Origin of the sequence: Sphingomonas sp. 7/4-4, assembly GCF_027941955.1 — a bacterium.
Taxonomy (GTDB): Bacteria; Pseudomonadota; Alphaproteobacteria; order Sphingomonadales; family Sphingomonadaceae; genus Sphingomonas.
This window is the reverse complement of sequence record NZ_CP115960.1, coordinates 2,675,155-2,698,999: the sequence shown is the minus strand read 5'-3', so window position 1 is coordinate 2,698,999 and position 23,845 is coordinate 2,675,155. Positions and strand designations below refer to the sequence as shown.

At 66.4% G+C, this 23,845-nt stretch carries 18 protein-coding genes and 4 pseudogenes; 10 read left to right on the top strand and 12 right to left on the bottom strand.

Going from position 1 to position 23,845, the window contains the following annotated elements:
- Positions 1-5 precede the first annotated feature (5 nt).
- Both PIB19_RS13565 and PIB19_RS13560 read right to left on the bottom strand, forming a co-directional pair.
- On the bottom strand, positions 6-812 hold the full coding sequence (locus PIB19_RS13565; RefSeq protein WP_271237799.1) for a glutaminyl-peptide cyclotransferase: 807 nt from the start codon (positions 810-812) through the stop codon (positions 6-8).
- Positions 812-1,584 (bottom strand): annotated as a pseudogene (locus PIB19_RS13560) (thymidylate synthase). Before PIB19_RS13560 ends, PIB19_RS13565 begins: the two are co-directional and overlap by 1 nt.
- On the opposite strand from PIB19_RS13560, the gene PIB19_RS13555 reads away from it, so the two are divergent.
- Positions 1,510-1,674, top strand: coding sequence for a hypothetical protein (locus tag PIB19_RS13555; RefSeq protein ID WP_271241072.1), 165 nt, complete (start codon positions 1,510-1,512; stop codon positions 1,672-1,674). The pseudogene PIB19_RS13560 and the gene PIB19_RS13555 overlap by 75 nt on opposite strands.
- Before the next feature lie 95 nt (positions 1,675-1,769).
- A complete protein-coding gene (locus PIB19_RS13550) occupies positions 1,770-2,168 on the top strand; it encodes a JAB domain-containing protein (protein ID WP_271237798.1) in 399 nt (132 codons plus the stop codon).
- On the opposite strand, the pseudogene PIB19_RS13545 reads toward PIB19_RS13550, so the two are convergent.
- From PIB19_RS13545 to PIB19_RS13530, 4 genes and pseudogenes are all read right to left on the bottom strand, one after another.
- A pseudogene (locus PIB19_RS13545) lies at positions 2,160-2,926 on the bottom strand (class I SAM-dependent methyltransferase). The gene PIB19_RS13550 and the pseudogene PIB19_RS13545 overlap by 9 nt on opposite strands.
- Positions 2,923-4,050: a peptide chain release factor 2 gene (prfB, locus tag PIB19_RS13540; protein ID WP_271237797.1), complete on the bottom strand. Its 1,128-nt coding sequence runs from the start codon at positions 4,048-4,050 to the stop codon at positions 2,923-2,925. Before prfB ends, PIB19_RS13545 begins: the two are co-directional and overlap by 4 nt.
- Before the next feature lie 127 nt (positions 4,051-4,177).
- Positions 4,178-6,691 (bottom strand): annotated as a pseudogene (locus PIB19_RS13535) (penicillin-binding protein 1A).
- Between the two features lie 116 nt (positions 6,692-6,807).
- Positions 6,808-8,013: an N-acetylmuramoyl-L-alanine amidase gene (locus tag PIB19_RS13530; protein ID WP_336297145.1), complete on the bottom strand. Its 1,206-nt coding sequence runs from the start codon at positions 8,011-8,013 to the stop codon at positions 6,808-6,810.
- A 535-nt stretch (positions 8,014-8,548) separates the two neighbouring features.
- Between PIB19_RS13530 and PIB19_RS13525 the strand changes: the two are divergent.
- The 6 genes and pseudogenes from PIB19_RS13525 to PIB19_RS13500 all read left to right on the top strand — a co-directional run bounded on the left by PIB19_RS13525 (position 8,549) and on the right by PIB19_RS13500 (position 15,736).
- A pseudogene (locus PIB19_RS13525) lies at positions 8,549-11,190 on the top strand (Rne/Rng family ribonuclease).
- 117 nt (positions 11,191-11,307) lie between these two features.
- Complete coding sequence (locus PIB19_RS13520) at positions 11,308-12,672, top strand: M48 family metalloprotease (protein ID WP_271237796.1); 1,365 nt, start codon at positions 11,308-11,310, stop codon at positions 12,670-12,672.
- Between the two features lie 94 nt (positions 12,673-12,766).
- Complete coding sequence (locus PIB19_RS13515; RefSeq protein ID WP_271237795.1) at positions 12,767-13,426, top strand: DsbA family protein; 660 nt, start codon at positions 12,767-12,769, stop codon at positions 13,424-13,426.
- Positions 13,427-13,526: 100 nt separating this feature from the next.
- On the top strand, positions 13,527-14,477 hold the full coding sequence (locus PIB19_RS13510) for an ABC transporter ATP-binding protein (protein ID WP_271237794.1): 951 nt from the start codon (positions 13,527-13,529) through the stop codon (positions 14,475-14,477).
- Positions 14,474-15,244: an ABC transporter permease gene (locus tag PIB19_RS13505; RefSeq protein WP_271237793.1), complete on the top strand. Its 771-nt coding sequence runs from the start codon at positions 14,474-14,476 to the stop codon at positions 15,242-15,244. Before PIB19_RS13510 ends, PIB19_RS13505 begins: the two co-directional genes overlap by 4 nt.
- Positions 15,245-15,247: 3 nt before the next feature.
- Positions 15,248-15,736, top strand: a complete 489-nt coding sequence (locus PIB19_RS13500) for a GNAT family N-acetyltransferase (protein WP_271237792.1) — start codon at positions 15,248-15,250, stop codon at positions 15,734-15,736.
- Here PIB19_RS13500 and PIB19_RS13495 read toward each other — a convergent pair.
- The 4 genes from PIB19_RS13495 to PIB19_RS13480 all read right to left on the bottom strand — a co-directional run bounded on the left by PIB19_RS13495 (position 15,729) and on the right by PIB19_RS13480 (position 20,174).
- The gene (locus PIB19_RS13495; RefSeq protein WP_271237791.1) at positions 15,729-16,823 is read right to left on the bottom strand and encodes a CocE/NonD family hydrolase; all 1,095 of its coding nucleotides are present in this window, start codon (positions 16,821-16,823) and stop codon (positions 15,729-15,731) included. The genes PIB19_RS13500 and PIB19_RS13495 overlap by 8 nt on opposite strands.
- A complete protein-coding gene (locus tag PIB19_RS13490) occupies positions 16,820-17,587 on the bottom strand; it encodes a CocE/NonD family hydrolase (protein ID WP_271237790.1) in 768 nt (255 codons plus the stop codon). The genes PIB19_RS13495 and PIB19_RS13490 overlap by 4 nt, the downstream gene beginning before the upstream one ends.
- A 52-nt stretch (positions 17,588-17,639) precedes the next feature.
- Positions 17,640-18,608 (bottom strand): class II fructose-bisphosphatase, encoded by a 969-nt coding sequence (glpX, locus tag PIB19_RS13485; protein WP_271237789.1) that lies wholly within the window; start codon positions 18,606-18,608, stop codon positions 17,640-17,642.
- 267 nt (positions 18,609-18,875) lie between these two features.
- Positions 18,876-20,174, bottom strand: coding sequence for a homoserine dehydrogenase (locus tag PIB19_RS13480; RefSeq protein WP_271237788.1), 1,299 nt, complete (start codon positions 20,172-20,174; stop codon positions 18,876-18,878).
- Between the two features lie 108 nt (positions 20,175-20,282).
- Between PIB19_RS13480 and PIB19_RS13475 the strand changes: the two genes are divergently transcribed.
- A complete protein-coding gene (locus tag PIB19_RS13475; protein WP_271237787.1) occupies positions 20,283-20,903 on the top strand; it encodes a hypothetical protein in 621 nt (206 codons plus the stop codon).
- A 3-nt stretch (positions 20,904-20,906) separates the two neighbouring features.
- Here PIB19_RS13475 and PIB19_RS13470 read toward each other — a convergent pair whose 3' ends face one another.
- A complete protein-coding gene (locus PIB19_RS13470) occupies positions 20,907-21,857 on the bottom strand; it encodes an isopenicillin N synthase family dioxygenase (protein WP_271237786.1) in 951 nt (316 codons plus the stop codon).
- Between the two features lie 80 nt (positions 21,858-21,937).
- On the bottom strand, positions 21,938-22,441 hold the full coding sequence (locus tag PIB19_RS13465) for a hypothetical protein (RefSeq protein ID WP_271237785.1): 504 nt from the start codon (positions 22,439-22,441) through the stop codon (positions 21,938-21,940).
- 105 nt (positions 22,442-22,546) lie between these two features.
- On the opposite strand from PIB19_RS13465, the gene PIB19_RS13460 reads away from it, so the two are divergent.
- Entirely contained in the window at positions 22,547-23,782 is a 1,236-nt protein-coding gene (locus tag PIB19_RS13460) for a multidrug effflux MFS transporter (RefSeq protein ID WP_271237784.1), read from the top strand.
- Positions 23,783-23,845: the final 63 nt, after the last annotated feature.

Sequence of the window (23,845 nt, the reverse complement as noted above, 5' to 3'; positions counted from 1 at the left end):
GCGGCTCAGGGCTGGCAGCGCATCAGCGCCGCAGCCTGGTCCTGCGCCGATCCGTTGGGCGGGGCGTCGCTCAGCTTCACTTCGTAGAGCTGCGGCCACATCTTTCCAGTGACGAAGATGCGCTTGCCGCTCGCGTCATAGGCGATGCCGTTGGGCACTTCGTCCTCGCTCGGCGTGGGCGGGCCGAGCGCGGAGACGTCGACGAAGCTCTTCACCTTGCCGCTGGCCGGATCGATCCGCGCGATCAGATCGGTGCGCCAGATGTTCGCCCAGATCTCACCCTGGATCCATTCGAGCTCGTTCAATTCCTTGACCGCGCAGCCATTGGCAGTGACGTCGAGCGTGGATTGCTGCGCCATCGTCTCGGGATCGAGGAAGCGCAGCGTCGCGGTGCCGTCGCTCATGATCAGCGACTTGCCGTTATGCGTCATCCCCCAGCCTTCGCCCTTGTACGCGAATTCGCCGAGCGGCTTGAAGTCGGCCTTGCTGTAGATGAACCCCTTCTGGTCCTTCCACGTCAGCTGGTAGATCTTGTCCTTCCAGCCGATGATCCCCTCGCCGAAATAAGGCGGCGACAGGGGTGCCTGCGCGACGACTTCGCCGCTGTCGAGATTGATCTTGCGGATGCCCGAAGTGCCTTCCTCGCCGGTGCTCTCGAACAAGGTGCCGCCGTCGAGGAACAGTCCCTCGGTGAATGCCTGCGTGTCGTGCGGGTAGCTCTTCACTACCTCGACGGCCTGCACCCTGGGCATCTCGTCTTGCGCACCGCAGCCGGCCAGGACCAGCAGCCCGGACATGATCGATTTGCGCATCAAACCGCCACCGCCGCCTTGATGTGCGGCTGCGCCGCATAATCGTGGATCACGAAATCCTCATAGTCATAGGAGTCGATCGAAGGCGCCTTGCGCAGGATCTCGAGCCGGGGGAGCGGCCCCGGTTCGCGGGTCAACTGCTCGCGAGCCTGCTCCAGGTGGTTCGAATAGAGATGGCAATCGCCGCCGGTCCAGACGAACTCGCCCACTTCGAGCCCCGCTTGCTGGGCGAGCAGATGGGTGAGCAAAGCATAGCTGGCGATGTTGAACGGCACGCCAAGGAAGATGTCGGCCGAGCGCTGATAGAGCTGCAGGCTGAGCCTGCCGTTCGCGACATAGGTCTGGAACAGGCAGTGGCACGGCGCCAGCGCCATCGCCTGGAGCTCGCCGGGATTCCATGCGCTGACGATCTGGCGGCGCGAACCGGGATTGTTGCGGATCTGGTCGAGCAATTCGGCGATCTGATCGATCTCACGGCCGTCGGCGGTTTCCCACCGGCGCCATTGTTTGCCGTAGACCGGGCCGAGATCGCCGGCCTCGTCGGCCCATTCGTTCCAGATGCTCACCTTGCGTTCCTGCAGCCAGCGGACATTGGTGTCGCCGCGCAGGAACCACAGCAATTCGATGATGATCGATCGGATATGGAGCTTCTTGGTGGTGAGCAAGGAAAGCCCGCCGCGAGATCGAAGCGCATCTGGTGGCCGAACACCGAGCGCGTGCCCGTGCCGGTGCGGTCCATCGTCTCGGCGCCGTGCTCCAGCGCGCGTTCCATCAGGTCGAGATATTGACGCATCGCGGCAGCCTAGCCGGGCCGCGCGCGCGCGCCAAGCGGGTCGAGGCGGCAAGATCGCGCCGCATCTAATTCTTCTCTCGCGAAGCGGGGAGGAATAAGCCGGTCACGCCGAAGTGGAGCGGTCTGCGCTTCGGTGCGCTCCGCGGCGCTGGCAGCTTTCGGCGATGGCCCTCGAAGCCCTCGACGCGCCGCGCCGTCTCGCGGATGCCAATGCCGCCGGTGCGCTGTTCGCCTGCCTTGCGGACGAATCGGTCGAAGTGATGGCGTTCGTCTATCTGGATGCCGAGCAGCGGGTGCTGGGGCTGCGCCATGCGCGTTCGGGTTCGGCCAGCCGGCTCGTATTGCCGATCCGCGAGATCGCGGCCGACGCGCTCGCCTTCGGCGCGGCGGCGGTGGTGATGGCGCACAATCATCCGAGCGGGGACCCGAATCCGAGCATCGCCGATCGCGAGGCGACGCGTCTGCTGGCGCGGGCGCTGGAAACGCTGGAGATCCGGCTGGTCGACCATCTGATCGTGGCGACCGGAGGAATCGTCAGCTTCCGCAGCCTGGGATTACTCTGAGCCTTCGCCCGGTTGCATTGCCGCCGGAGTAGCGCGCGCGCCGCTCTTGCACGCCTTGATCATGCCGGGCTCGGGACGTTCGCCGGCGGCTCGGAAGATCGCCAGATAGCCGCCGGCCGAAGGCATGGGACGCATCGAGACCAGTTCGTAGCCGACCGCGGCGAATTCGCATTTGAGCAGTTCGGGGGCGTGCCGTGATGCTCGGTGGGGCGATCGGCATCGACGACGATCACCTGGCCGTCGGGCGTCAGCGATGGGCGCAGGCGCCACAGGAATTCGTAGGGCGATTCGATCTCGTGGTACATGTGCACCATCAGCACGCGGTGGAAGCTCGCTTCGGGCAGCCGCGGATCGGCGGGCAGGCCGAGCCGGACGCTGACATTGTCGAGCCGCTCGCGCACCACGCGCGTCGCCAGCGCGTCGCGAACTTCGGGCACGATGTCCTCGGCAACGACGCGGCCCTCCTTGCCGACGCGCTGGCCGAGGCGGATCGTGTAATAGCCTTCGCCCGCCCCGATATCGGCGACGGTCATGCCGGGCTTGATCCCGGCGAGGTTCATCACCTGGCCCGCTTCGTTGAGCCGGTCGCGCGCCTCTTCGGTGGACCAGCGTGCCGAGACGATCGTCGCCACAGGACGGTCGGCGGCGGGGAAGCCGGTATTCTTGGTCTGCGCCTTCTGCTCGCGCAGGACCGGCTTGCCGCCGTCGCACCCGGCGAGCAGCAGCAGAGCGGTGCCCAGGGCGAGCGCTGGCCTCAATCGACATCCTCCACTTCGACCGTTTCGCCGGTCACCCGCTGCGATAGCGCAGCCGCCATGAACGCGTCGAGGTCTCCGTCGAGCACGTCGCCCGGCGCACTCGATGTCACGCCGGTGCGCAGGTCCTTCACCAGCTGATAGGGCTGGAGCACGTAGCTGCGGATCTGGTGGCCCCAGCCGATATCGGTCTTGGTGGCGTTCTCGGCATTGGCGGCCTGCTCGCGGATCTGCAGCTCGCGCTCGTAGAGGCGGGCGCGGAGCTGGTTATAGGCTTCGGCCTTGTTCTTGTGCTGGCTGCGCTGGTTCTGGCACTGGACGACGATGCCGGTGGGGATGTGCGTGATGCGCACCGCCGAATCGGTCGTGTTGATGTGCTGCCCGCCCGCGCCCGAGGCGCGATAGGTGTCGATGCGCAGATCGCTCTCGTTATACTCGACGTTGATGTCGTCATCGATCACTGGATAGACCCACACGCTCGAGAAGCTGGTGTGGCGCCGCGCGGCGCTGTCATAGGGCGAGATGCGCACGAGCCGGTGCACGCCGCTCTCGGTCTTGGCATAGCCGTACGCGTTCTCGCCCTTGATCAGCAGAGTGGCCGATTTGATCCCGGCCTGCTCGCCGGCATGATAATCGATCAACTCGACCTTGAGCCCGTGGCGCTCGGCCCAGCGCGTGTACATGCGCTGGAGCATGCCCGCCCAGTCCTGGCTCTCGGTTCCGCCGGCGCCCGAATTGATCTCGATATAGGTATCGTTTGGATCGGCCTCGCCCGAGAGCAGGGCCTTCACCTTGTCGATCTCGGCGCGGTTGGCGAGGGCGGCGAGCGCGGCGGTGCCTTCGTTCGCCATCTCTTCGTCGCCTTCGGCCTCGGCCATCTCGATCAGCTCGGCAGTGTCGTTGAGCTCGGTCTCGATCGCGCGCGTCGCGCTGACCGCCTCGTCGAGGCGGCGGCGTTCGCGCATCACGTCCTGGGCGGCCTTGGCATCGTTCCAGAGAGTCGGATCCTCGACGCGCGCGTTGAGCTCGTCGAGCCGGCGCAACGCGCGGTCCCAATCGAGGAACCGGCGCAGCAGCGCCAGCGCCGCCTTGATCTTGTCGACATGAGCCTGCGCTTCGGCGCGCATTGGGAGTAACCTTTCGAAACTTGCCGTCACCCCGGCGAAAGCCGGGCCCAGAGCCACAAGCCACCTCGCCGGTGGTTCTGGATCCCGGCCTTCGCCGGGATGACGCATATAGGGTGCTTTGGCGGCGCTAGTAGATTCCGCCCTGACGTTGCAAGAAGTCGCTGTCGGAGGGCGCCTTGGTGGCGGGCGCGGCCTTCTTCTCGACGGTCTTCCTTTCGGCCGCTTCCTCCGCCGGGGTGCGGCGGCGGCGCTGCGGCTCGCTCTCGGGTTTGAAGGCTTCCCAGATCACGCCGGCCAGCGGATCGCTGGTCGGCCAGCCGCCGGCGACCTTGCGGCCGCTCGCGCGATCGATGCGGACCATGCGGATGCCGGCGGGGGCAGTGAAGGGCAGCACTTCCATGCCCTTGAAGGCGGGGATGGCGAACTGCTTGAAGATCGGCGCGGCGATCGATCCGCCCTGGGCATAGCCGCCCAGATTGGTCGGGCTGTCATAGCCGAGATAGAGCCCGCCGATCAGCTGCGGCGTGCCTCCGACGAACCACACGTCGGTCGGTCCCGACGTGGTGCCGGTCTTGCCCATCATCGGCCGGCCGAGCTCACGCAGCGTCGTGGCGGTGCCCCGCTGGATCACGCCTTCGGTGATGTGGACGATCTGATAGGCGCTCATCGGCTCGACGACTTGGCGGGCGCGGGTGATCGGTCGCGGCATGGCGCCGCCGTCATAGTCGCGCGCGTTGCAGCGGTCGCAGGCGCGCCAATTCTCGGGCCAGATCACCTGGCCCCGGCGGTTCTGGACGAAGTCGATCACCGTCGGGTTGAGCGCGCGACCGTGGTTCACGAGGATCGAATAGGCATTGACCATGCGCAGCACGGTCGTCTCGCCGGCGCCCAGCGCGTAGCTGAGGTAGTTTGGGAATTTCTGCTTCGAGACGCCGACGCGCTGGATCAGGTCGACGACGTGCTCCATGCCGATCTGGTTGGCGACCTGCACGGTCATCAGGTTGCGCGACTGCTCGACGCCCCAGCGCAGCGTCTTGGGGCCGGCGCCGCGCTGATTGCCGAAATTCCGGAAGCATTTCTGGCCGAGATTGGCGCCCTGCCACACGCAGAACGGGCCATCGACGACGATCGTCGCGGAGTCAGCCCCTGCTCCATCGCCGCGGCATAGACCAGCGGCTTGATCGTCGAGCCCGGCTGGCGCTGCGCCTGCGTCGCGCGGTTGAACGACTGGATGCGCGAATCGAACCCGCCCTGCATCGCGTAGATCTGGCCGGTGCGGGGATTCTCGACCACCATGCCGCCCGAGACCTTGGGCACTGAGCGGAGCGACCAACTGTTGCCTTCGGGCGCAACGGCGAGGATGTCACCGGGCTTGATCGCACCATATGCCTCGCCGCCTTGGCCGCGCACCGGCATCGTCGCGAGGTCGCGAGGAGCGTGCCGGTCTGGCCGTTGTCGAAACCGATCTGCCAGCCGCCGGCATTGCGCTCGATCGCGACAGCGGCGCGCCAATCCTCATAGTCGACGCCGATATTGGTGTTGAGGAACGGCTGCAGCCAGCCCTTCGACACGTCGACATGGTTGATCGGTCCGGACCAGCCGCGCCCGCGATCGTAACGCAGCAGGCCGTCGCGCAATGCCTTTTGCGCATATTCCTGAAGCCGGGGATCGAGCGACGTGCGCACCCACAGGCCGCCGCCATAGACGCTGTTCGGGCCGTCCGCGGCCTGCTCGCCGAACTTGTCGATCAGCTGGCGGCGAACCTCTTCGACGAAATAGCCGCCGACGCGCTCATATCGGGGGTCTGTCGCGGAATCGTGCCCAGTGGCGCCGCAACCGCCTCGGCATGCTGCGCCTCGGTGATGAAGCCGTTGGCGAGCATCTGCCCGAGCACCCAGTTGCGCCGCTCGAGCGCGCGGGCCTCGTAGCGTTCGGGAGCGTAATTGGCGGGGCCCTTGGGCAGGATCGCGAGATAGGTCATTTGCGGCAGGCTGAGTTCGCTCAGCGCCTTGCCGAAATAGGCCTGGCTCGCCGCCTCGACGCCGCCGGCATTGCGGCCGAGCTCAATCGAATTGAGATAGAGTTCGAGGATCTGCTCCTTGGGAAGCGCATTCTCGATCTTCCAGGCGAGGATCGCTTCCTTGCCCTTGCGCAGATAGCTGACTTCGTTGCCGATCAGCAGGTTCTTGGCGACCTGCTGGGTGATCGTCGAAGTGCCGCGGGGAGTCTCGCCGCTCACGATTCCCTGAAAGGCGGCGCGCGCCAGCCCGGGAAAATCGACACCGTGATGGCTGAAGAAGGTCTTGTCCTCGGCGGAGATGAAGGCCTCGACGAGCTGCTTGGGATATTCGGCGTAGCTCAGCTGGACGCGGCGCTCGCGGGCATAGCTGTGGATCGGCACCCCGTCGACCGAACGGACATTGGTCGGCAACGGCGGCTCATAGGCGCGCAAGCTATCGACCGAGGGCAGGTTGCGCGCGATCAGCGCCCAGATCAGGAACCAGAAAAGGCCCGAAAGCAGCGCCAGCCAGGCGAGGATCCGGAACCACCAGCGACGATGCACGCGGTCATACCAGCCGCGGACTCCGCCCGCCCCGCGCTTGATCGTCACCTTTTCGCTGGAAATGCTGCCGTCCGCCATGCGGGGTGCGGTGTAGCAACTTTCTCGGGCGATGAAACCCGATCAAAACGCGCCCGAAACCAACCCGTCGCATTCCGCTCTATAAGGACGGGGTGGGGACTATCGGAACAGCAGCATCAGCGCGCGGCCATGCGAGTGGCGAAGTGGATCTCCACGGCCTTGCGCACGCCCTGCGCGACCTTGCGCTGCCCCTCGTTCGACGCGAGGAATGCGGCATCGGCGGCGTTGGAGATATAACCGGTCTCGAACAGCACCGACGGCATGTCGGGCGCCTTGAGCACCATCAGCGACGCCATTCGGTGATAGTTCGGCTTGATCGGCATCAGCGGCTGCGCCTCGCGGCCGAGCAATCGGGCGAAATTGGCACTGGCGTTCATCGTCTCGCGCTGCGTGAGATCGATCAGGATCGACGAGATGTCCGGGCTGGCGGCGCCGAGATCGACGCCGGCGAGGATATCGGCCTTGTTCTCGCGCGCGGCGAGCCGCGCGGCTTCCTTGTCGGAGGCGACTTCGGAAAGGGTGTAGACGGTCGCGCCGGTGGCGTCGGCGTTGCCGGCGCTGTCGCAATGGACTGAAATGAACAGGTCGGCCTTCAATCGCCGCGCGAGTCCGTAGCGCTCCTGGAGCACGAGGAAGCGGTCATCCTCCCGGGTGAGCGCGACGCGGACGCGGCCGGAGGCGAGCAGGGCGGCCTTGATCGCCTTGGCGACTTCGAGCGTGACGTCCTTCTCGCGCAGGCTGCCGTCGCCGGAGAGCGCGCCGGGATCGTGCCCGCCATGCCCGGCGTCGATCACTACCAGCGGACGGCGCGCATCGCCATAGACGCGGGGCAGCGGCGCGGCGGGCATGCGCTTCGGCAGCGCCATCGACACGCTGTACGGATGCCGGCTGGCCGGCTGGAGATAGGTGAAGGGCGGCAGGAAACTCATCCGCCGCTCGGCCGCGGCGCGCGCGAAGCGCTCGTCGTCGACGGTCCGGAGCTGGAGCGTCAGCGTGCGGCCGTCCTTGCCGAAGCTGCCTTCGCTCACGATCGCCGGACGTGCGAGATCGAAGACGATGCGCGCGCCGTCGCCCTGCGCGCCCTGGCGGATCTTCGCGACCACGCCGCCGGCGGCGGCGCTGCGGCCCGGTTCGGCACCGGCGATGTCGAGCGCTATGCGCTGCGGCCCGGAGAGCAGGAAAGCGCTCGCCTGGGTGACCGGCGCGTCGAATTTCACGACGACGCGGTCACCGTGCACGCGCACTTCCTGCACGACGCCTGCCCAGCTCGGCACCCCGGTCAACCAGCCGGAGATCAGGGCAAGCAGGAATAGCACCCGCACGCTATGCCGCGCAGGAACTCGGGGGTCCAGCCCAAATGCATATTGATCAACTCTTGAACGCGTCTTCCCTGACGGGAGCGTGGTAGCCGGGGACCTTCAAATCGAAGTGAAACAGCTTGGTTAACCGGCATAAATCTGCCGGAGACCGGCAGGCGGTTGCCGCCGCGGCGCCGCGCATTTAACCGGCCGCCCGCGGTTGCCGCATGGCGCGGGGGTGCTAGCAGGAGTTCGCTCCGATCCTTGCATCGGGCCGTATTCGCGACCAAATTCGTCGCGACAGTTCAGGTTGACGCTCGCATGAGGCAATTTTCCCATCGTCCCACCCGCCAGGCCCTTTCGGCCGGCCGCGTGACGATGGCGAAGCTTCCGGACCACGCGTCCGGGCGTGCCCTTCGAGCAGCAGCAGTTTTCGAAACCTGCGAGACCGCAGCCGGCGACACCGGCCAAGGCCGCATTCTGTATCGCGCGCACGCGCCCCAGCCCTTCAGGAACATTACCCTCAGGGGTCCAGGCCGGCGCGCCCGGAGAACAATAAATGACCATGCGTATGCTGATCGACGCGCGGCACCGGGAGGAAACCCGGGTTGCCGTCGTCAAAGGGAACCGAATCGAGGAGTTTGACTTCGAGTCTGCCGAGCGAAAGCAGCTCAAGGGGAATATCTATCTGGCCAAGGTCACGCGGGTGGAGCCGTCGCTCCAGGCTGCGTTCGTCGATTACGGCGGCAACCGCCACGGCTTCCTCGCTTTCTCGGAAATCCACCCCGATTACTACCAGATCCCCAAGGAGGACCGCGACGCGCTGCTCCGTGAGGAGGCCGAGCACGCCGCCGAGGAAGCCGCATTGCGCGCGCAGGATGACGGCGACGACGAGGATCACGAAGGCGAGGACGGCGTAGAAGTTCTCGAGCGTCCCCACGACGACGAGGAGCACGACGAGGATTCCGAAGGCGAGAGCGCCGAGGGCGAGGAAAGCAGCGAAGGCGGTCGCGGACGCGGTCGTGGCCGTCGCCGCGGGCGTGGCGGCAAGGAAGACGAGGCCGAGGCGCTGCGCCAGCGCCGCATGAACTTGCGCCGCCGCTACAAGATCCAGGACGTGATCCGCCGCCGTCAGGTGCTGCTGGTCCAGGTCGTCAAGGAAGAGCGCGGCAACAAGGGCGCGGCGCTGACCACCTATCTGAGCCTCGCCGGCCGCTATTGCGTGCTGATGCCCAACACCGCGCATGGCGGCGGCATCTCCCGGAAAATCAGCTCGGCCGCCGATCGCAAGCGCCTCAAGACGATCATGTCGGACCTGAAGCTGCCGCCGACGATGGGCTGCATCGTCCGCACCGCCGGACTCCAGCGCACCAAGACCGAGATCAAGCGCGACTTCGACTATCTCGCGCGACTGTGGGACGGGATCCGCGAGACGACATTGCAGTCGTCGGCGCCGGCCCTGGTCTATGGCGACAGCGACCTGCTCAAGCGCGCGATCCGCGATATCTACAACAAGGACATCGACGAGGTCATCGTCGAGGGCGAGGACGGCTATCGCCAAGCCAAGGAGTTCATGCGGCTCCTGATGCCGAGCCATGCCCGCAAGGTGAAGCAATATGCCGATGCGGTGCCGCTGTTCCAGCGCGCCGGCGTCGAGGAGCAATTGTCGGCGATGTACCATCCAGTGGTGCAGCTGAAGTCCGGCGGTTATCTCGTGATCAATCCGACCGAGGCTCTGGTCTCGATCGACATCAACTCGGGCCGTTCGACGCGCGAGCATTCGATCGAGCAGACCGCGACCCAGACCAACCTCGAAGCCGCGCAGGAAATCGCGCGCCAGCTGCGGCTGCGCGACATGGCCGGCCTCGTCGTCATCGACTTCATCGACATGGATCACGGATCCAATGTCCGTAAGGTCGAGAAGGCGATGAAGGAGGCGCTCAAGAACGATCGCGCCCGCATCCAGGTCGGCCGCATCTCGGCCTTCGGCCTGATGGAGATGAGCCGCCAGCGCCTGCGCACCGGCGTGCTTGAGGCATCGACTCGCCAGTGCCCGCATTGCGAAGGCACCGGGCTGGTCCGCACCGCTTCGTCGGCAGGCCTCTCGGCGCTGCGCCTGATCGAGGACGAGGCCGCGCGCGGCCGCGGATCGCAGATCACGCTGCGTGCCAGCCAGGAAGCGGCTTTCTATCTGCTCAACCGCAAGCGCGGCGAGCTCGCCGAGATCGAGGATCGCTACGGCGTCCTCGTCGAAGTCGTGTCGGACGGCGAGGTCGAGGGCGCCCGCATGTCGGTCGAGGCGGGCGGTCCGCCGCCGGCGCACGCACCCAAGATCGAGCGGCTCATCGATGTCGCCGAGGACGAGGACGATTACGTCGAGGAGATCGACGAGGAAGAAGAGGAAGAGCAAGTCGAGGCCGAAGCGCCGCGCGACCGCCAGCCCCGCGAAGCGCGCGAGCGCGACGAGGGCGAAGGCGAAGGCCGCGGCAAGCGCCGCCGCCGCCGCCGTGGCCGCGGTCGCCGTGGTCGTGAGAACGAGGCCGGCGAAGGCACCGAAGGCGAGCACGAGGCCAAGGGCGAGGGCGAAGAGTCCGAGGACGCCGAGGACGTCACTGCTGAGGCAGGCTCTTCCGAGCGTGCCGAGCAGGAAGGCGGCGAGGGTGAGGCCGGTCGCAAGCGCCGTCGTCGCGGTCGCCGTGGCGGCCGTCGGGGTCATGCCGAGGACAATGTCGTCGAGGCTGGCGACGCCGCGGAGCCTGTGGGTGACGTCGAGGCACTGGCCGAGGTGGCTCCCGAGCCCGAGGCTCCGGCCGAGAAGCCCAAGCGTTCGCGCCGCAAGAAGGCCGATGCCGAAGCGCCTGCCGAGAGTGTGGCCGAGGCTGCTGTCGTCGCCGCTCCCGAGGCAGAGGCTCCGGCCGAAAAGCCGAAGCGTGCGCGTCGCAAAAGGCCGATACCGATGCCGAGGCAGCACCGGTCGCGGTCGAAGCCGCACCGGTCGCCGAACTTGCCGAGGTTCCGGCCGAAAAGCCCAAGCGGGCGCGCCGCAAGGCTGCCGCGCAGGCCGCTCCGGCGCCCGCCGACGCCAGTGTCGAGGCACCTGCCGAAGCCGAGGCGTTGGCGCAGGATCTCGGTGCCGAGGGCGACGCCGACGGCGAATCGGGCCCGCGCCGCGGCTGGTGGCAGCGGACCTTCGGCGCCTGACTTCAGGGGAGCGCGCGGGCCGGTGGGTCCGCGCGCTCCCGAGAGGCTTCACGACATGTTCATCGCGCATATCCAACAGCGTTGCCGCCAGAGGAGTTTGCCCCGATGATGCCGCGCATGAAGCGTTTTGCGGCCCTGATCGCCCTGCTCTGCCTGAGCCTGTTCGCGGCGCGCCCGGCAATGGCGCAATCGATCCTGCGCGATGCCGAGACCGAGGCGATGCTCGCCGACATGACCCGGCCGATCATCCAGGCGGCGGGGCTCTCGCCCAACAATGTCCGCGTGGTTTTGGTCAACGATCCGTCGATCAACGCCTTCGTCGCCGGCGGGCAGATCGTCTATATCCATTCGGGGCTGATCGACGCCGCCGACAACGCCAATGAAGTCCAGGGCGTCATCGCGCACGAGATCGGCCATATCGTCGGCGGGCACGCGGTGTTCCAGAACGACGGCGGCTATACCAAGATCTCGATCCTCAGCCTGTTGCTCGGCGCCGCGGCGATGGCGGCGGGCGCGGGCGAGGCGGGCACCGGCATATTGATGATGGGCCAGCGCGCCGCGATCGGGAAATATCTCGCCTTCAGCCGCATCCAGGAATCCTCGGCCGACGCCGCGGGCGCGCGCTTCCTCAACACCGCCGGCGTCACCGGCAAGGGGATGCTGACTTTCTTCAACAAGCTGACCGCGCAGATGCATCGCTACGGCTATTACGCGACCCAGGCCAATCCCGAAGTCGATCCGTTCGCGCAGACTCACCCGATGTCGGCCGATCGCGTCGAGAATCTCCGGGCCGACCTGGAATCGTCGCCGGCATGGAACAAGTCGATCGATCCGAAGCTGGAAGCGCGCTTCAAGCGGGTGCAGGCCAAATTGCGCGGGTTCGTCAACGAGCCCGAGGCGACGCTGCGCATCTATCCGGCGACCGACCAGTCGGCGCCCGCGCATTATGCGCGTGCCTATGCCTATCATAAATCGGGCTATCCCGAGCAGGCGGCGGCGGAGACGACCGCATTGGTGAAGACCGCGCCCGACGATCCCTATTTTCTCGAGCTCGAAGGACAGATCCTGCTCGAATCGGGCAAGCCGGCCGAAGCGATCGCCCCGCTGCGCGAGGCGACGAAGCGTTCGAACAACCAGCCGCTGATCGCCGCGACCTTCGGCCACGCGCTGCTCGCGACCGAGGACAAGGCCAATCTCGCCGAAGCTGAGGGCGTGCTGCGCACCGCAGTCGCGCGCGACAAGGAGAACCCCTTCGCCTGGATGCAGCTCGGCACCGTCTATGAGCGCAAGGGCGACGAGCCGCGCACCGCGCTCGCCACTGCCGAGCGCGCGAACCTGATGGGCGATGCGCGCACCGCTCTGGTGAGCGCGCGATCGGCGATGGCGAACCTGCCGCAGGGCTCGGCGGACTGGATCCGCGCGCAGGACATTTCGATGGTATCGCAGACCGCGATGGACGAAGAGAAACGGCGGCGGCGATGACCGAAAGACTGTTGCGCAGCCCGCTGGCGCTCGCCAGCGCGATGCTCGTGTCCGCCTTGCTCGGCGCGGGCCTGTTCGCGCTGATCCTGAACTGGTGCCCGGGATCGCCGGGCCGGCGATCCGCGGTTATCTGCTCGAGCATCCCGAAGTGCTGCCCGAGGCGATGGACCGGCTTCAGGCGCGCGAGACCGCGCGCTACGAAAAGGCGCAGCAGGGCGCACAGGCGGCCGTGCCGCAGCATCTCGCGCAGCTGCAAAAGCCCTATGCCGGCGCCTGGGCGGGCAATCCGAACGGCGACGTCACCGTCGTCGCGTTCATGGACTATGCCTGCGGCTATTGCCGGGCGAGCCTGCCCGGGATTGAGGAACTGCTCGCCAAGGATCCGAATGTTCGCGTGGTCTATCGCGAATTCCCGGTGCTCGGGCCCGAGAGCGTGGTCGCGGCGCGCTGGGCGCTGGCGGCAGCCGAGCAGGGCAAGTTCCGGGCATTCCACGACGCGCTCTATGCGGCGGGATCGCCGAACGTGGAGAACATCACGCTGGCCGCGGGCAAGGCCGGGCTCGACAAGGAATTGGTGAACAAGGCGGTACGGTCCAAAGCCGTCGAGCAGGAGATTCTCGCCAATCATAAGCTTGGCGAAAAGCTGGCGATGACCGGAACGCCGGCCTGGGTGATCGGCGGCAAACTGCTCTCCGGCGCGCGCGATTATGCCGGACTGGCCGCGGCCGTCGCCGAGGCGCGGGCGGGGAAGTAGGTTTCGATCCTCCCCCAGGCGGGGGAGGATTTTTTCGCACCGCTTGTCCTCTCCCGGCCCCGCCCCTACGTAACGGGTCCGTTCCGGTCCGGGGTCCCCCATGCAATCCATTCTGACGGTTTCTCAGGTCAGCAAGACCTATGGTTCGGGCCAAAAGGCGCTCGAGCATGTCGATCTGGAGATCCGCCGCGGCGAGATCTTCGCACTGCTCGGCCCCAATGGCGCGGGCAAGACCACGCTGATCAGCATCATCTGCGGCATCGTCACGCCGAGCTCGGGGACGATCCTCGTCGACGGGAATGACGCGATCCGCCACCCGCGCGAGGCGCGCTCGCGGATCGGGCTGGTGCCGCAGGAAATCGCAGTCGACATGTTCTCCACCGTGGGCTCGACCCTGCGTTTCTCGCGCGGGCTGTTCGGCAAGAAGCCCGACCAGGCGCATCTTGATCAGGTGCTCAAGGACCTGTCGCTATGGGACAAGCGCGACGCGAAGATCATGGAATTGTCGGGCGGCATGAAACGCCGTGTGATGATCGCCAAGGCACTCAGCCACGAGCCCGACATCCTGTTCCTCGACGAGCCCACCGCGGGTGTCGACGTGTCGCTGCGTCGCGACATGTGGAAGATGATCGGAAAGCTGCGCGAGCGCGGCACGACGATCATCCTCACCACCCATTATATCGAAGAGGCCGAGGAGATGGCCGATCGGGTGGGCGTGATCAACAAGGGGCAGCTGCTGCTGGTCGAGGAGAAGGCCGCGCTGATGAAGAAGCTCGGCAAGCGCGAGATGGACATCGCGTTGGTCGAGCAGATGACGGCGGTTCCGGCGGGGCTGGAGGAATGGCATCTCAGCCTCGAGGACGAGGGGCACCGGCTGCGCTACGTGTTCGACGCGCAGGCCGAGCGCACCGGCATTCCCTCGCTGCTGCGCAAGCTCTCGGACATGGGGATCGCGTTCAAGGATCTCGACACGAGCAAGTCGAGCCTCGAGGACATCTTCGTCGATCTGGTCGAGGCGAAGCACGCGTCGAACGAAGGAGCTGTGGCATGACCGGCGTCAACTTCCATGGCATCTGGGCGATCTACCGGTTCGAGATGGCGCGCACCTTGCGCACGCTCTGGCAGAGCGTGGCGACGCCGGTGATCACCACGTCGCTCTATTTCATCGTCTTCGGCGGAGCGATCGGCAGCCGGATCCAGTCGATCGGCGACGTCAATTACGGCAGCTTCCTCGTGCCCGGGTTGATCATGCTCTCGCTGTTGACGCAGAGCATCGCCAATGCATCGATCGGCATCTATTTCCCCAAATTCACCGGCACGGTGTTCGAACTGCTCTCCGCGCCGATCTCTGCAGTGGAGATGGTGATCGGGTTCGTCGGCGCGGCGGCGACCAAGTCGATCGTGATCGGGCTGATCATCCTGATCACTTCGGCGTTCTTCGTGCCGCTGCGGATCGATCATCCGGCGGCGATGCTGGCGTTTCTGGTGCTCACTTCCGTAACCTTCAGCATGTTCGGCTTCATCATCGGCATCTGGGCCAAGGGCTTCGAGCAACTGAACGTGGTGCCGGCATTGCTGGTCACGCCGCTGACCTTCCTCGGCGGTGCCTTTTATTCGATCGACATGCTGCCCGAGCCGTGGCGCACGGTGAGCCTGTTCAACCCGGTGGTGTATCTGGTGAGCGGCTTCCGCTGGAGCTTCTTCGGCGCGGGCGATGTCAGCGTGGGCTGGAGCCTCGGCGTGACCGGGCTGTTCCTCGTTTTGTGCCTCGGCCTGATCGTCACGATCTTCCGGACCGGATACCGGCTGAAGAGCTAGTCAGTGGCGGGGTTCTGGCGATCGATGCGCGCCGGTGACCTCGCGGCGGTGTCGGCGATCTCGGATGCGGTGCACGGGCGCTATACCGAGCCGGTGGCAGTCTATGCCGAACGGCTGGCGCTGCATCCTGCCGGATGTCGGGTGTTCGAGTGCGAGGGCGAAGCCGTCGGTTATCTGATCAGCCACCCGTGGCATCGCCAGAGCCCACCAAAGCTGGGGGCGCTGCTCGGTGCGATCCCTGCGGATGCCGACACCTTCTACCTCCACGACATTGCGCTGCTGCCCTCGGCGCGCGGTACCGGCGCCGGCAAGACGGCGCTGGACCTCGTCGTCGGCGACGCCCGCGCGCTCGGTTTCACCGACATCACGCTGATAGCGGTTGGCGGCGCCGATCCTTACTGGGCCGCGCAGGGCTTCGACACTGTCCCGCGCGAGGCCGACCCCTCCTACGGCGCGGGCGCGCATCTGATGCGGATGCCGGTCGCTATTTGACGACCGGCAGCGCTATCAGCGATCCGCCGCACACGCGCTGGGTCGCCTTCACGAAATCCTCGGGCGCCGCCTTGTAGATGTTGGGCACGAACTTCTGCGGGTTGCGGTCGATCACCGGGAACCAGCTCGACTGGACCTGCACCATGATCCGGTGGCCCTTCTTGAAGACATGGTCGTGGCTGCGCAGCGGCACGCCCCATGCGATCACCTGATTCGGGGTGAGCGGCGTCGCCTTCTCGAAGCTCTGGAGATAGCGGCCGCGGCGGACCTCCATTGCGATCGGGAATTGATAGCCGTTCATCGTGCGCGGGTATTCGCCGAGCGCGCCGGGGCGGAAGGGCTCGTAATCGTCGGGCAGCACATCGATCAGCTTGACCACGAAGTCGCTGTCGGTGCCCGAGGTGGAGGCCATCAGCTTCGCCGCGACTTCGCCGGTGACGGTCAGGTCCGCCTCGAGCGGGGTGCTGGTGTAGCTCAGCACATCGGGCCGGTGATCGACGAAGCGCTGGTCCGCCGCTTCCCACCAGCGCCATTCCTGCGAGGGATAAGTGCGCGAGATCGGGCGTTCGCGGAACGGCACCGGATTGGCGGGATCGGAGACGTACTCGCGGCACTGGCCGGCATCGGCGGGGGCAGTGAAGGAAAGCGTGCCGTCGCTCTGCAGATAGAGGTTGGTCAGGGTCGCGCCGGGGGCGGGCCATTTGGGATACGACTTCCACTCCCACGATCCGCTCTGGAACATGCGCGCCTCGAAGGCGGGCTTGGTCCCCTTGCCGTGGAGCCAATAGGCGAAGAACGGCGCCTCGATGTCGCGCATGAACTCGGTGCCGCTCTCCTTGCCGTGCTTGATATAGCCGACATCGCTGCCCGGCGAACGCCAGGTGCCGTGCGCCCAGGGGCCGGCGACGATCATGTTGAGGCCGTCGGGGTCCTGCGTCTCCATCTTCTCGTAGATCTTCCACGTGCCGAGCGGATCCTCCTGATCCCAGAAGCCGGCGACGTGGAGCGTCGGTACCGTCGTGCGGCCGAGCTTCTCGGTCCAGCGCTGGCGCTTCCAGAAATCGTCGTAATCAGGATGCTCGATCATCGCGGTGAGTTGGGGCACGCTCCCTTGAAATAGAGCTTGTCGAGATTGGCGACCGGGCCGAGCTTCAAGAACCAGTCATAGGTGTCGACTGGCGTCTTGCCGCCATAGTCGAAATCGTCGCCCTTGTCGTTGTTCTGGAGGCTGAACAGCCAGTCGGTGGCGTAGGAGAGCCGCATCGCGCCGTAGCGATGGAGGTCGTCGTTGATCCACCAGTCGTTCCACGCCGCTTGCGGGCTGACCGCCTTGAGCGCCGGGTGCGGGCGGGCGAGCGCCACCGCCGACGCATAGCCGGGATAGGAGACGCCCCACATCCCGACCTTGCCGTTATTGTCGGGCACGTTCTTCACCAGCCAGTCGATCGTGTCATATGCGTCGGTCGCCTCGTCGACCTGATTCTTTCCCTTCGCGTCGAGCGCCATCGACATGGTGAAATCGCCGTCCGACTTGAACTGGCCGCGCATGTTCTGGAAGACGAGGACATAGCCGTCCTCCATCAGGAAGCGCATCGATGCGGGCACGCTCGACGGCGGCTGGCCGGGGACGCCATAGGGCGTGCGCTGGAGCAGGATCGGCAGCTTGCCGGTCTTGCCGCTGGGGCGGATGATGACGGTCTGGAGCTTGGCGCCGTCGCGCATCGGCACCATCACTTCTTCGTAAGTGAAGGGAAAGTCCGCGACGGATGCGGACGTCTGCTGACGCGCGGGCGCCGCTGCCATCGGAAGCGCGGCAACGCCAGCCGCGAGCAACAACATCAGCTTGTTCATGTGCGATCCCCGTCCGGTTCTGGCCGGACTAAAGGGACGCTCCGCGCGGCTGTCAATCGAGCCGGTGCTCGCCTTTCACCCAGCGCACCGTGCCCGAGCTTGCGCGCATCACCACGCTCTCGGTGGTCATCTTGCCGCGGACGCGCTTGACGCCTTCGAGCAGCGAGCCGTCGGTGACGCCGGTCGCGGCGAAGATGCAGTCGCCCTTGGCGAGTTCGGTGAGGTCGTAGATCTTGTCGAGATCCTCGATGCCCCATTTGCGCGCGCGGGCACGCTCGTCGTCGTTGCGGAATACCAGCCGGCCTTTGAACTGGCCGCCGACGCAGCGCAAAGCCGCGCAGGCGAGAACGCCCTCGGGAGCGCCGCCCGAGCCCATGTATATGTCGATCGTGGTGTCCGGATTGGTGGTGGCGATCACGCCCGCGACATCGCCGTCGCCGATCAGCACGATGCCGCAGCCGATCGACCGCAATTCGGCGATCATCTTCTCGTGGCGCGGGCGATCGAGCACGCAGACGATGATCTCGTTGGGCTCGACGCCCTTGGCGGCGGCGAGCGCCTTGACGTTGTCGGTCGGCGATTTGGCGAGGTCGATGATATTGTCGGGATAGCCGGGACCGACCGCGATCTTGTCCATATAGACGTCGGGAGCGTTGAGCAGACCGCCATGCTCGGCGACTGCGAGCACCGCCAGCGCATTGGGGCCGGCCTTGGCGCAGATCGTCGTGCCCTCGAGCGGATCGAGCGCGATGTCGATCTTGGGGCCGGTACCGATCGCGGAACCCACCTTTTCGCCGATATAGAGCATCGGCGCCTCGTCGCGCTCGCCTTCGCCGATCACCACGGTGCCGTCCATATAGAGCGAATTGAGCGCCTCGCGCATCGCCTCGACCGCGACGTGATCGGCCGCCTTCTCGTCGCCCCGCCCGACCAGGCTCGACGCGGCGATCGCCGCCGCTTCGGTGACGCGCACCATTTCGAGCACGAGGACACGATCGAGAACGTGGCTGGCGGTCGTCATCGGCTGGTAATCCCCTTACAGATGTCCGGTCGCGATAGGGGTGCATATTGCACTGTCGAGGCTGCTAGCGCTGTCAGACGGTTTGCACTCTCATCACAACCGCGCGGCAGCCTCGCTTCGTCGCAAGGATCAAGGATTTCGCGGCTGCTGATGCTGGTCCGCATAGCCCCGTTCGCCCTGAGCTTGTCGAAGGGCCGTTCTTCCTACCGCAAAAGAACAGTGCTTCGACAGGCTCAGCACGAACGGGGAAATCGAAGCCACTCGCGCCTATTCGCCGAGGATGTGCATCCACATCGGCTCGCCGACGAGGCTCTGCGATCCGCGCAATTTCTCGAGCGCCTGGGCGACGCTGCGCTCGGGGCCTTCGTGGGTGACGATCGCGACGAGGACGCTGCCGTCGGGATTGGCGCCGCGCTGGATCAGGCTCTCGATCGAGACGCCGGCATCGCGCATCGCCGCGGCGATCTCGGCGAGCACGCCGACCTTGTCGGTGACGGTCAGGCGCACATAAGCGCGGGCGCGGCGGTCGCCGCTTTCGGCGGCGTGCTGCGCGGCGAGCGCATCGGCGGGCATCGCATAAGGATGGCCGAATTCGCCGCGGGCAATGTCGATCAGATCGGCGACGACGGCCGAAGCGGTCGGCCCGTCGCCCGCGCCGGCGCCCTGGAACAGCAATCGGCCGACGAAATTGCCTTCGGCGACGACGGCGTTGGTCGAGCCGATGACGTGCGCGAGCGGGTGGCTGAGCGGAACGAGGTGCGGGTGGACGCGCTGGAACAGGCCGTGCGGCCCTGCATCCGCCACGCCGAGCAGGCGGATGCGATAGCCGAGCGCCGCGGCCTCGGCGATGTCGGCGGCGAGGATGTGGCGCACGCCGGTGATCGCGACATCGTCGAAGCCGGGCTGCGTGCCGAACGCGACGCTGGCGAGGATCGAGAGCTTGTGCGCGGCATCGACGCCGTCGATGTCGAAGCTGGGGTCGGCTTCGGCATAGCCCAATGCCTGGGCTTCGCTGAGGATCTCGGCGAAGTCGCGGCCTTCGGCCTCCATCTTGGAGAGGATGAAATTGCAGGTGCCGTTGAGGATGCCGTAGACGCGGGCGATCACGTTGGCGGCGGCGCCTTCGCGCAGGCCCTTGATCACCGGTACGCCGCCGGCGACCGCGGCTTCGAACTTGAGCGCGAGGTTCGCCCCTTCGGCGGCACGCGCGAGTTCGAGCCCGTGATGCGCGATCATCGCCTTGTTGGCGGTGACGAGGCTCTTGCCCGCGGCGAGCGTCGCGCGGGCGAGTGCGAGGGCAGGGCCGTCAGATCCGCCGACCAGTTCGACCACCACATCGGCTTCCGGATGCCGCGCCAGCTCGGTGGGATCATCGACCCACTCGAAGCGGCCGATATCGACGCCGCGATCTTTGGTGCGGTCGCGTGCCGAGACCGCCGTCACCACGATTGGCCGCCCCGCGCGCCGGGCGATCAGCTCGCCATTGGCATCGAGCAGGCGAATCACGCCCGCGCCTACGGTGCCGAGGCCGGCGAGTGCGATGCGGAGAGGCGGTGTTTCAGGCATGCGCCTCGCCTAGAGGAACTTCCCCCGCGCCGCAAGCCAAGCAAATCTGCCCCGCAGTAGAGATTGCGTTAAGCCGCCTGGGTTATTCGGGGCCGGGAGGCTCGCTGCATGGAACTCAGATCCGCACGCTGGCACAATGCGCTGCTCGCCTTGGGACTCGCCCTCGTGGTGTGGCCGATGATCACCACCGGCCTGTTCGGCGCACCTTTGTTCGGCGATCGCCTGTACCCGCTGGTGATCCTGGGATCACCGTTCCTCGGCTGGCAGTTGCCTACCCGCGTGGTCGCGCGGATCGAAGGGGCGCATGTCCGCATCGGCAGCAGGACGGCGTGCATCGCCGACCTGATCGGCATCGAGAAGCGGACGCTCTGGGTCAATTTCATCCCGACGAGCCGCCACATGATCTTTTCGTTCCGGGCGCAGGAGAGCGACGGCCTGTTCGCCCGCATGACCGGGGTGCGCAAGCTCGCGATCACGCTCGGCAATGTCACGGGCGGGAGCAAGGCCGCCGCAGCCTTCGCCGCCGAACTCAGTGCCGCGCGCGATGTTTCGACGCCAATCGCCGCCTCGGCGCCGCCCTGTGGTGCCGCGCCCGCGCCAAACGAGCCGGCCAGCGCCAGCTTCGACGCGGATGCGATCATGGCGCGCTATCTCGCCGAGCGGCGGGACTCGCTGATGGCGGCGCCGCGCACACCCGAGCGCCCGGGCTTCGGGCGCAAGGGGCTCTAGCACTTACTTCTTGATCAGGCCGATCTCGACGAGCCGTTCGTGGAGATAGTCGTGCGAGCTGATCGGCTCGGGATAGCGGTTGGGCCGCTCCGCGCTGATGCAGCCGGGCAGGGTCTCGATCAGGAAATCGGGCGCGGGATGCAGGAAGAAGGGCATCGAATAGCGCGCATGGCCGCGGCGTTCGGGCGGCGGATTGACCACGCGGTGCGTGGTCGAGGGCAGGACATGGTTGGTCAGCCGCTGGAGCATGTCGCCGACATTGACCACCATCGCGCCTTCGGGCGGCTTGACCGGCAGCCACTTGCCGTCGCGGTCGAGCAATTCGAGCCCGGCCTCCTCGGCGCCGAGCAGCAGGGTGATCAAATTGATGTCCTCATGCGCGCCGGCGCGGACTTCGGGCGCATTTGCGTCGACCGGCGGATAATGGAGCAGGCGGAGCACCGAATTGCCGTCTTTGACCGCCGGGTCGAACCAGTTCGGCGTCAGCCCCAGATAGCGCGCGATCGCCGAGAGCAATTTGTCGCCGGCATCGTCGAACGCCTGGAATAGCTCGAGAAAGGTCTCGCGGAAACCCTCGGGCCGGTCGGGCCAGATGTTCGCCGGCATCTGTTCGGCGAAGCGATGGCTTCGCGCGATCTCGCGGCCGACATGCCAGAATTCCTTGAGGTCGACATGAGTCGCGCCCTTGGCGATTTCGGTCTTGAACGGCGTATAGCCGCGCGCGCCGCCGCCGCCCTCGACGAAATAGCTGCTTTTCTCCGCCTCCGGCAGGTCGAAGAACGCCTTGGTCATCGCCCAGGCGCGCTCGATCAGATCGGCGGGAATGCCGTGTTCGCGCACCACGGCGAAGCCGAAGCGCTGGAAGGAACGGCCGAACTCCTGAGCGAAGCCGTCGGGATCGGATTGCTGATCAGCGAGCGAAAGCGCCGGGATTTCAGCGAGAGTGTCGAGCATGCGAGTCTCCGGGTTATGCTCCACCTAGACCCGCAACCCGCTGCGGAACAAGCGGGTCCGCCTTGCTATCTGTTCAAGGCTCAGCTGCCGATCTCGAGCTTGCCCTTGGTCTTCTGGTCGCCGTCGGCGCCGAGCACGAGCCTGAAGGGGTCGCCGTCGTTGGTGGTGCCCTTGAGCCCGTCGCCATCGGCTTCGATCTTGAAGCCGCGCGCAGTCATCTTTTCGCGGAACCAGCCTTGCACCTTCGCCAGTGCCGCCGGGCTTTCGAATGCGACGCGGACCTTGCCCCTACCCTCGCCGGTCTTGTTGTCGTCGGCATCGACGTTGAGCTCGCTGACCTGCGAATTGGGGTAGAGCTTGACGCCGTTGAAATCGAAATTCTCGGCGTTGACATGGAACTTGGGCAGCTTGATCGCGCCTTCGAAGCCGGGAGCCTTGATCGCCATCTGGCCGTTGCTGTCGGTGGTGATCGTGGAATTGCCGTCCTCGTCGGACGTGGCGTTGATCGAGAAGCTGGTGCCCGTCCCCGATCCGCCGCAGGCGGCGAGAGGCAGGAGCGTCAACAGCAGCAAGGCACGATGCATTCCGGATCTCCGCATGCGTATTATTGTCACAACACACTAGGGATCGGTCGCCCGAGCGTCAACAAGGGGTGACGCCCGCGCGGCGATCCGCCATTGGCTCCAGTCATGTCCGCGCCGCATCTCTCCACCGAATCCGCCAATCGCGCGCCGCTCCGGTTCGGCGAGTTCGTGGCGCTGATCGCGTCGATGATGGCGCTGACCGCGCTCGGCATCGATTCGATGCTGCCGGCGCTCCCGGCGATCGGCGACAGCCTCGGCGTGACCGAGCCCAATCACCGTCAGTTCGTGATCACAGCGTTCCTGCTCGGCTTCGCTTTCGCGCAGCTCGTCTACGGTCCGCTCTCGGACCGGTTCGGGCGGCGGCCGGTGCTGATCATCGCGCTGACCAGCTATGTGCTCACCAGCGCGCTCGCGGCGATCTCGGGCAGCTTCGTCCTGCTGCTGATCGCGCGGGCGGCGATGGGCGCGTCGGCGGCGGGCGCGCGGGTGGTGACGGTAGCGCTTGTGCGCGATTGCTTCGCCGGCCGGGCGATGGCGCGCGTGATGAGCCTCGCGTTCATCGTCTTCATGGCCGCGCCGATCTTCGCCCCCGCCTTCGGCCAGGGCGTGCTCGCGGCGGGCGGATCGTGGCGGATGATCTTCTGGGGCGTCGGCGCGGTTTCGGCGCTGGTGGTGGCGTGGTTCTGGCTGCGCATGCCGGAGACGCTCAACCCGGATTCGCGCCAGAGCCTTCAGCCGAGCCGGATCCTTGCCGATTACGGGCTGGTGCTGCGGGATCGCTGCGCAGTGGGCTACACGATCGCCGCCGCGCTGCTTTCGGGTGGGCTATTCGGCTTCATCGGGTCGGTCCAGCAGATCATGCAGGACGTGTTCGGTCGCCCCGAGCTGCTGACCGTGGTGTTCGCGACGGTGGCGAGCACGATGGCGATCGGATCGTTCCTCAATTCGCGGATCGTGATGAAGATCGGCACGCGGCGGATCTCCCACACCGCGCTCTCGGCGCTGATCCTGTTCGCCGCGATCCACCTCGTGATCGCCTTTTCGGGGCATGAGAACCTCTGGACCTTTGCGATCCTCCAGGCGCTGATGATGGCGAGCTTCGGCCTCGCCACTTCGAATTTCTCGGCGATGGCGATGGAGCGGATGGGCGAGATCGCCGGGACCGCCTCGAGCCTGCAGGGCTTCGTCGCGACCTTGGGCGGGGCACTGATCGGCGCGCAGATCGGCCAGTCGTTCGATGGTACCACCGTGCCGCTCTATTTGGGTTTCCTCGTGTTGGGCGTGCTTGCCTTCGTGGCGATCGCGATCGCCGAGAAGGGCAGGCTTTTCCGCCCGAGCTGAACGGTTCCTTCCGCTATCACGGAACGGATGTGGCATGATCCCCGTTCGACCGGTGATGGGGGA

What these genes read in the sequence shown, in the direction of transcription:
- PIB19_RS13565 (WP_271237799.1), bottom strand. Translation starts at nt 812, where the DNA reads ATGCGCAAATCGATCATGTCCGGGCTGCTGGTCCTGGCCGGCTGCGGT.
- PIB19_RS13550 (WP_271237798.1), top strand. Translation starts at nt 1,770, where the DNA reads ATGGCCCTCGAAGCCCTCGACGCGCCGCGCCGTCTCGCGGATGCCAAT.
- prfB (WP_271237797.1), bottom strand. Translation starts at nt 4,050, where the DNA reads ATGCGCGCCGAAGCGCAGGCTCATGTCGACAAGATCAAGGCGGCGCTG.
- PIB19_RS13520 (WP_271237796.1), top strand. Translation starts at nt 11,308, where the DNA reads ATGAAGCGTTTTGCGGCCCTGATCGCCCTGCTCTGCCTGAGCCTGTTC.
- PIB19_RS13510 (WP_271237794.1), top strand. Translation starts at nt 13,527, where the DNA reads ATGCAATCCATTCTGACGGTTTCTCAGGTCAGCAAGACCTATGGTTCG.
- PIB19_RS13505 (WP_271237793.1), top strand. Translation starts at nt 14,474, where the DNA reads ATGACCGGCGTCAACTTCCATGGCATCTGGGCGATCTACCGGTTCGAG.
- PIB19_RS13495 (WP_271237791.1), bottom strand. Translation starts at nt 16,823, where the DNA reads ATGATCGAGCATCCTGATTACGACGATTTCTGGAAGCGCCAGCGCTGG.
- PIB19_RS13490 (WP_271237790.1), bottom strand. Translation starts at nt 17,587, where the DNA reads ATGAACAAGCTGATGTTGTTGCTCGCGGCTGGCGTTGCCGCGCTTCCG.
- glpX (WP_271237789.1), bottom strand. Translation starts at nt 18,608, where the DNA reads ATGACGACCGCCAGCCACGTTCTCGATCGTGTCCTCGTGCTCGAAATG.
- PIB19_RS13480 (WP_271237788.1), bottom strand. Translation starts at nt 20,174, where the DNA reads ATGCCTGAAACACCGCCTCTCCGCATCGCACTCGCCGGCCTCGGCACC.
- PIB19_RS13475 (WP_271237787.1), top strand. Translation starts at nt 20,283, where the DNA reads ATGGAACTCAGATCCGCACGCTGGCACAATGCGCTGCTCGCCTTGGGA.
- PIB19_RS13470 (WP_271237786.1), bottom strand. Translation starts at nt 21,857, where the DNA reads ATGCTCGACACTCTCGCTGAAATCCCGGCGCTTTCGCTCGCTGATCAG.
- PIB19_RS13465 (WP_271237785.1), bottom strand. Translation starts at nt 22,441, where the DNA reads ATGCATCGTGCCTTGCTGCTGTTGACGCTCCTGCCTCTCGCCGCCTGC.
- PIB19_RS13460 (WP_271237784.1), top strand. Translation starts at nt 22,547, where the DNA reads ATGTCCGCGCCGCATCTCTCCACCGAATCCGCCAATCGCGCGCCGCTC.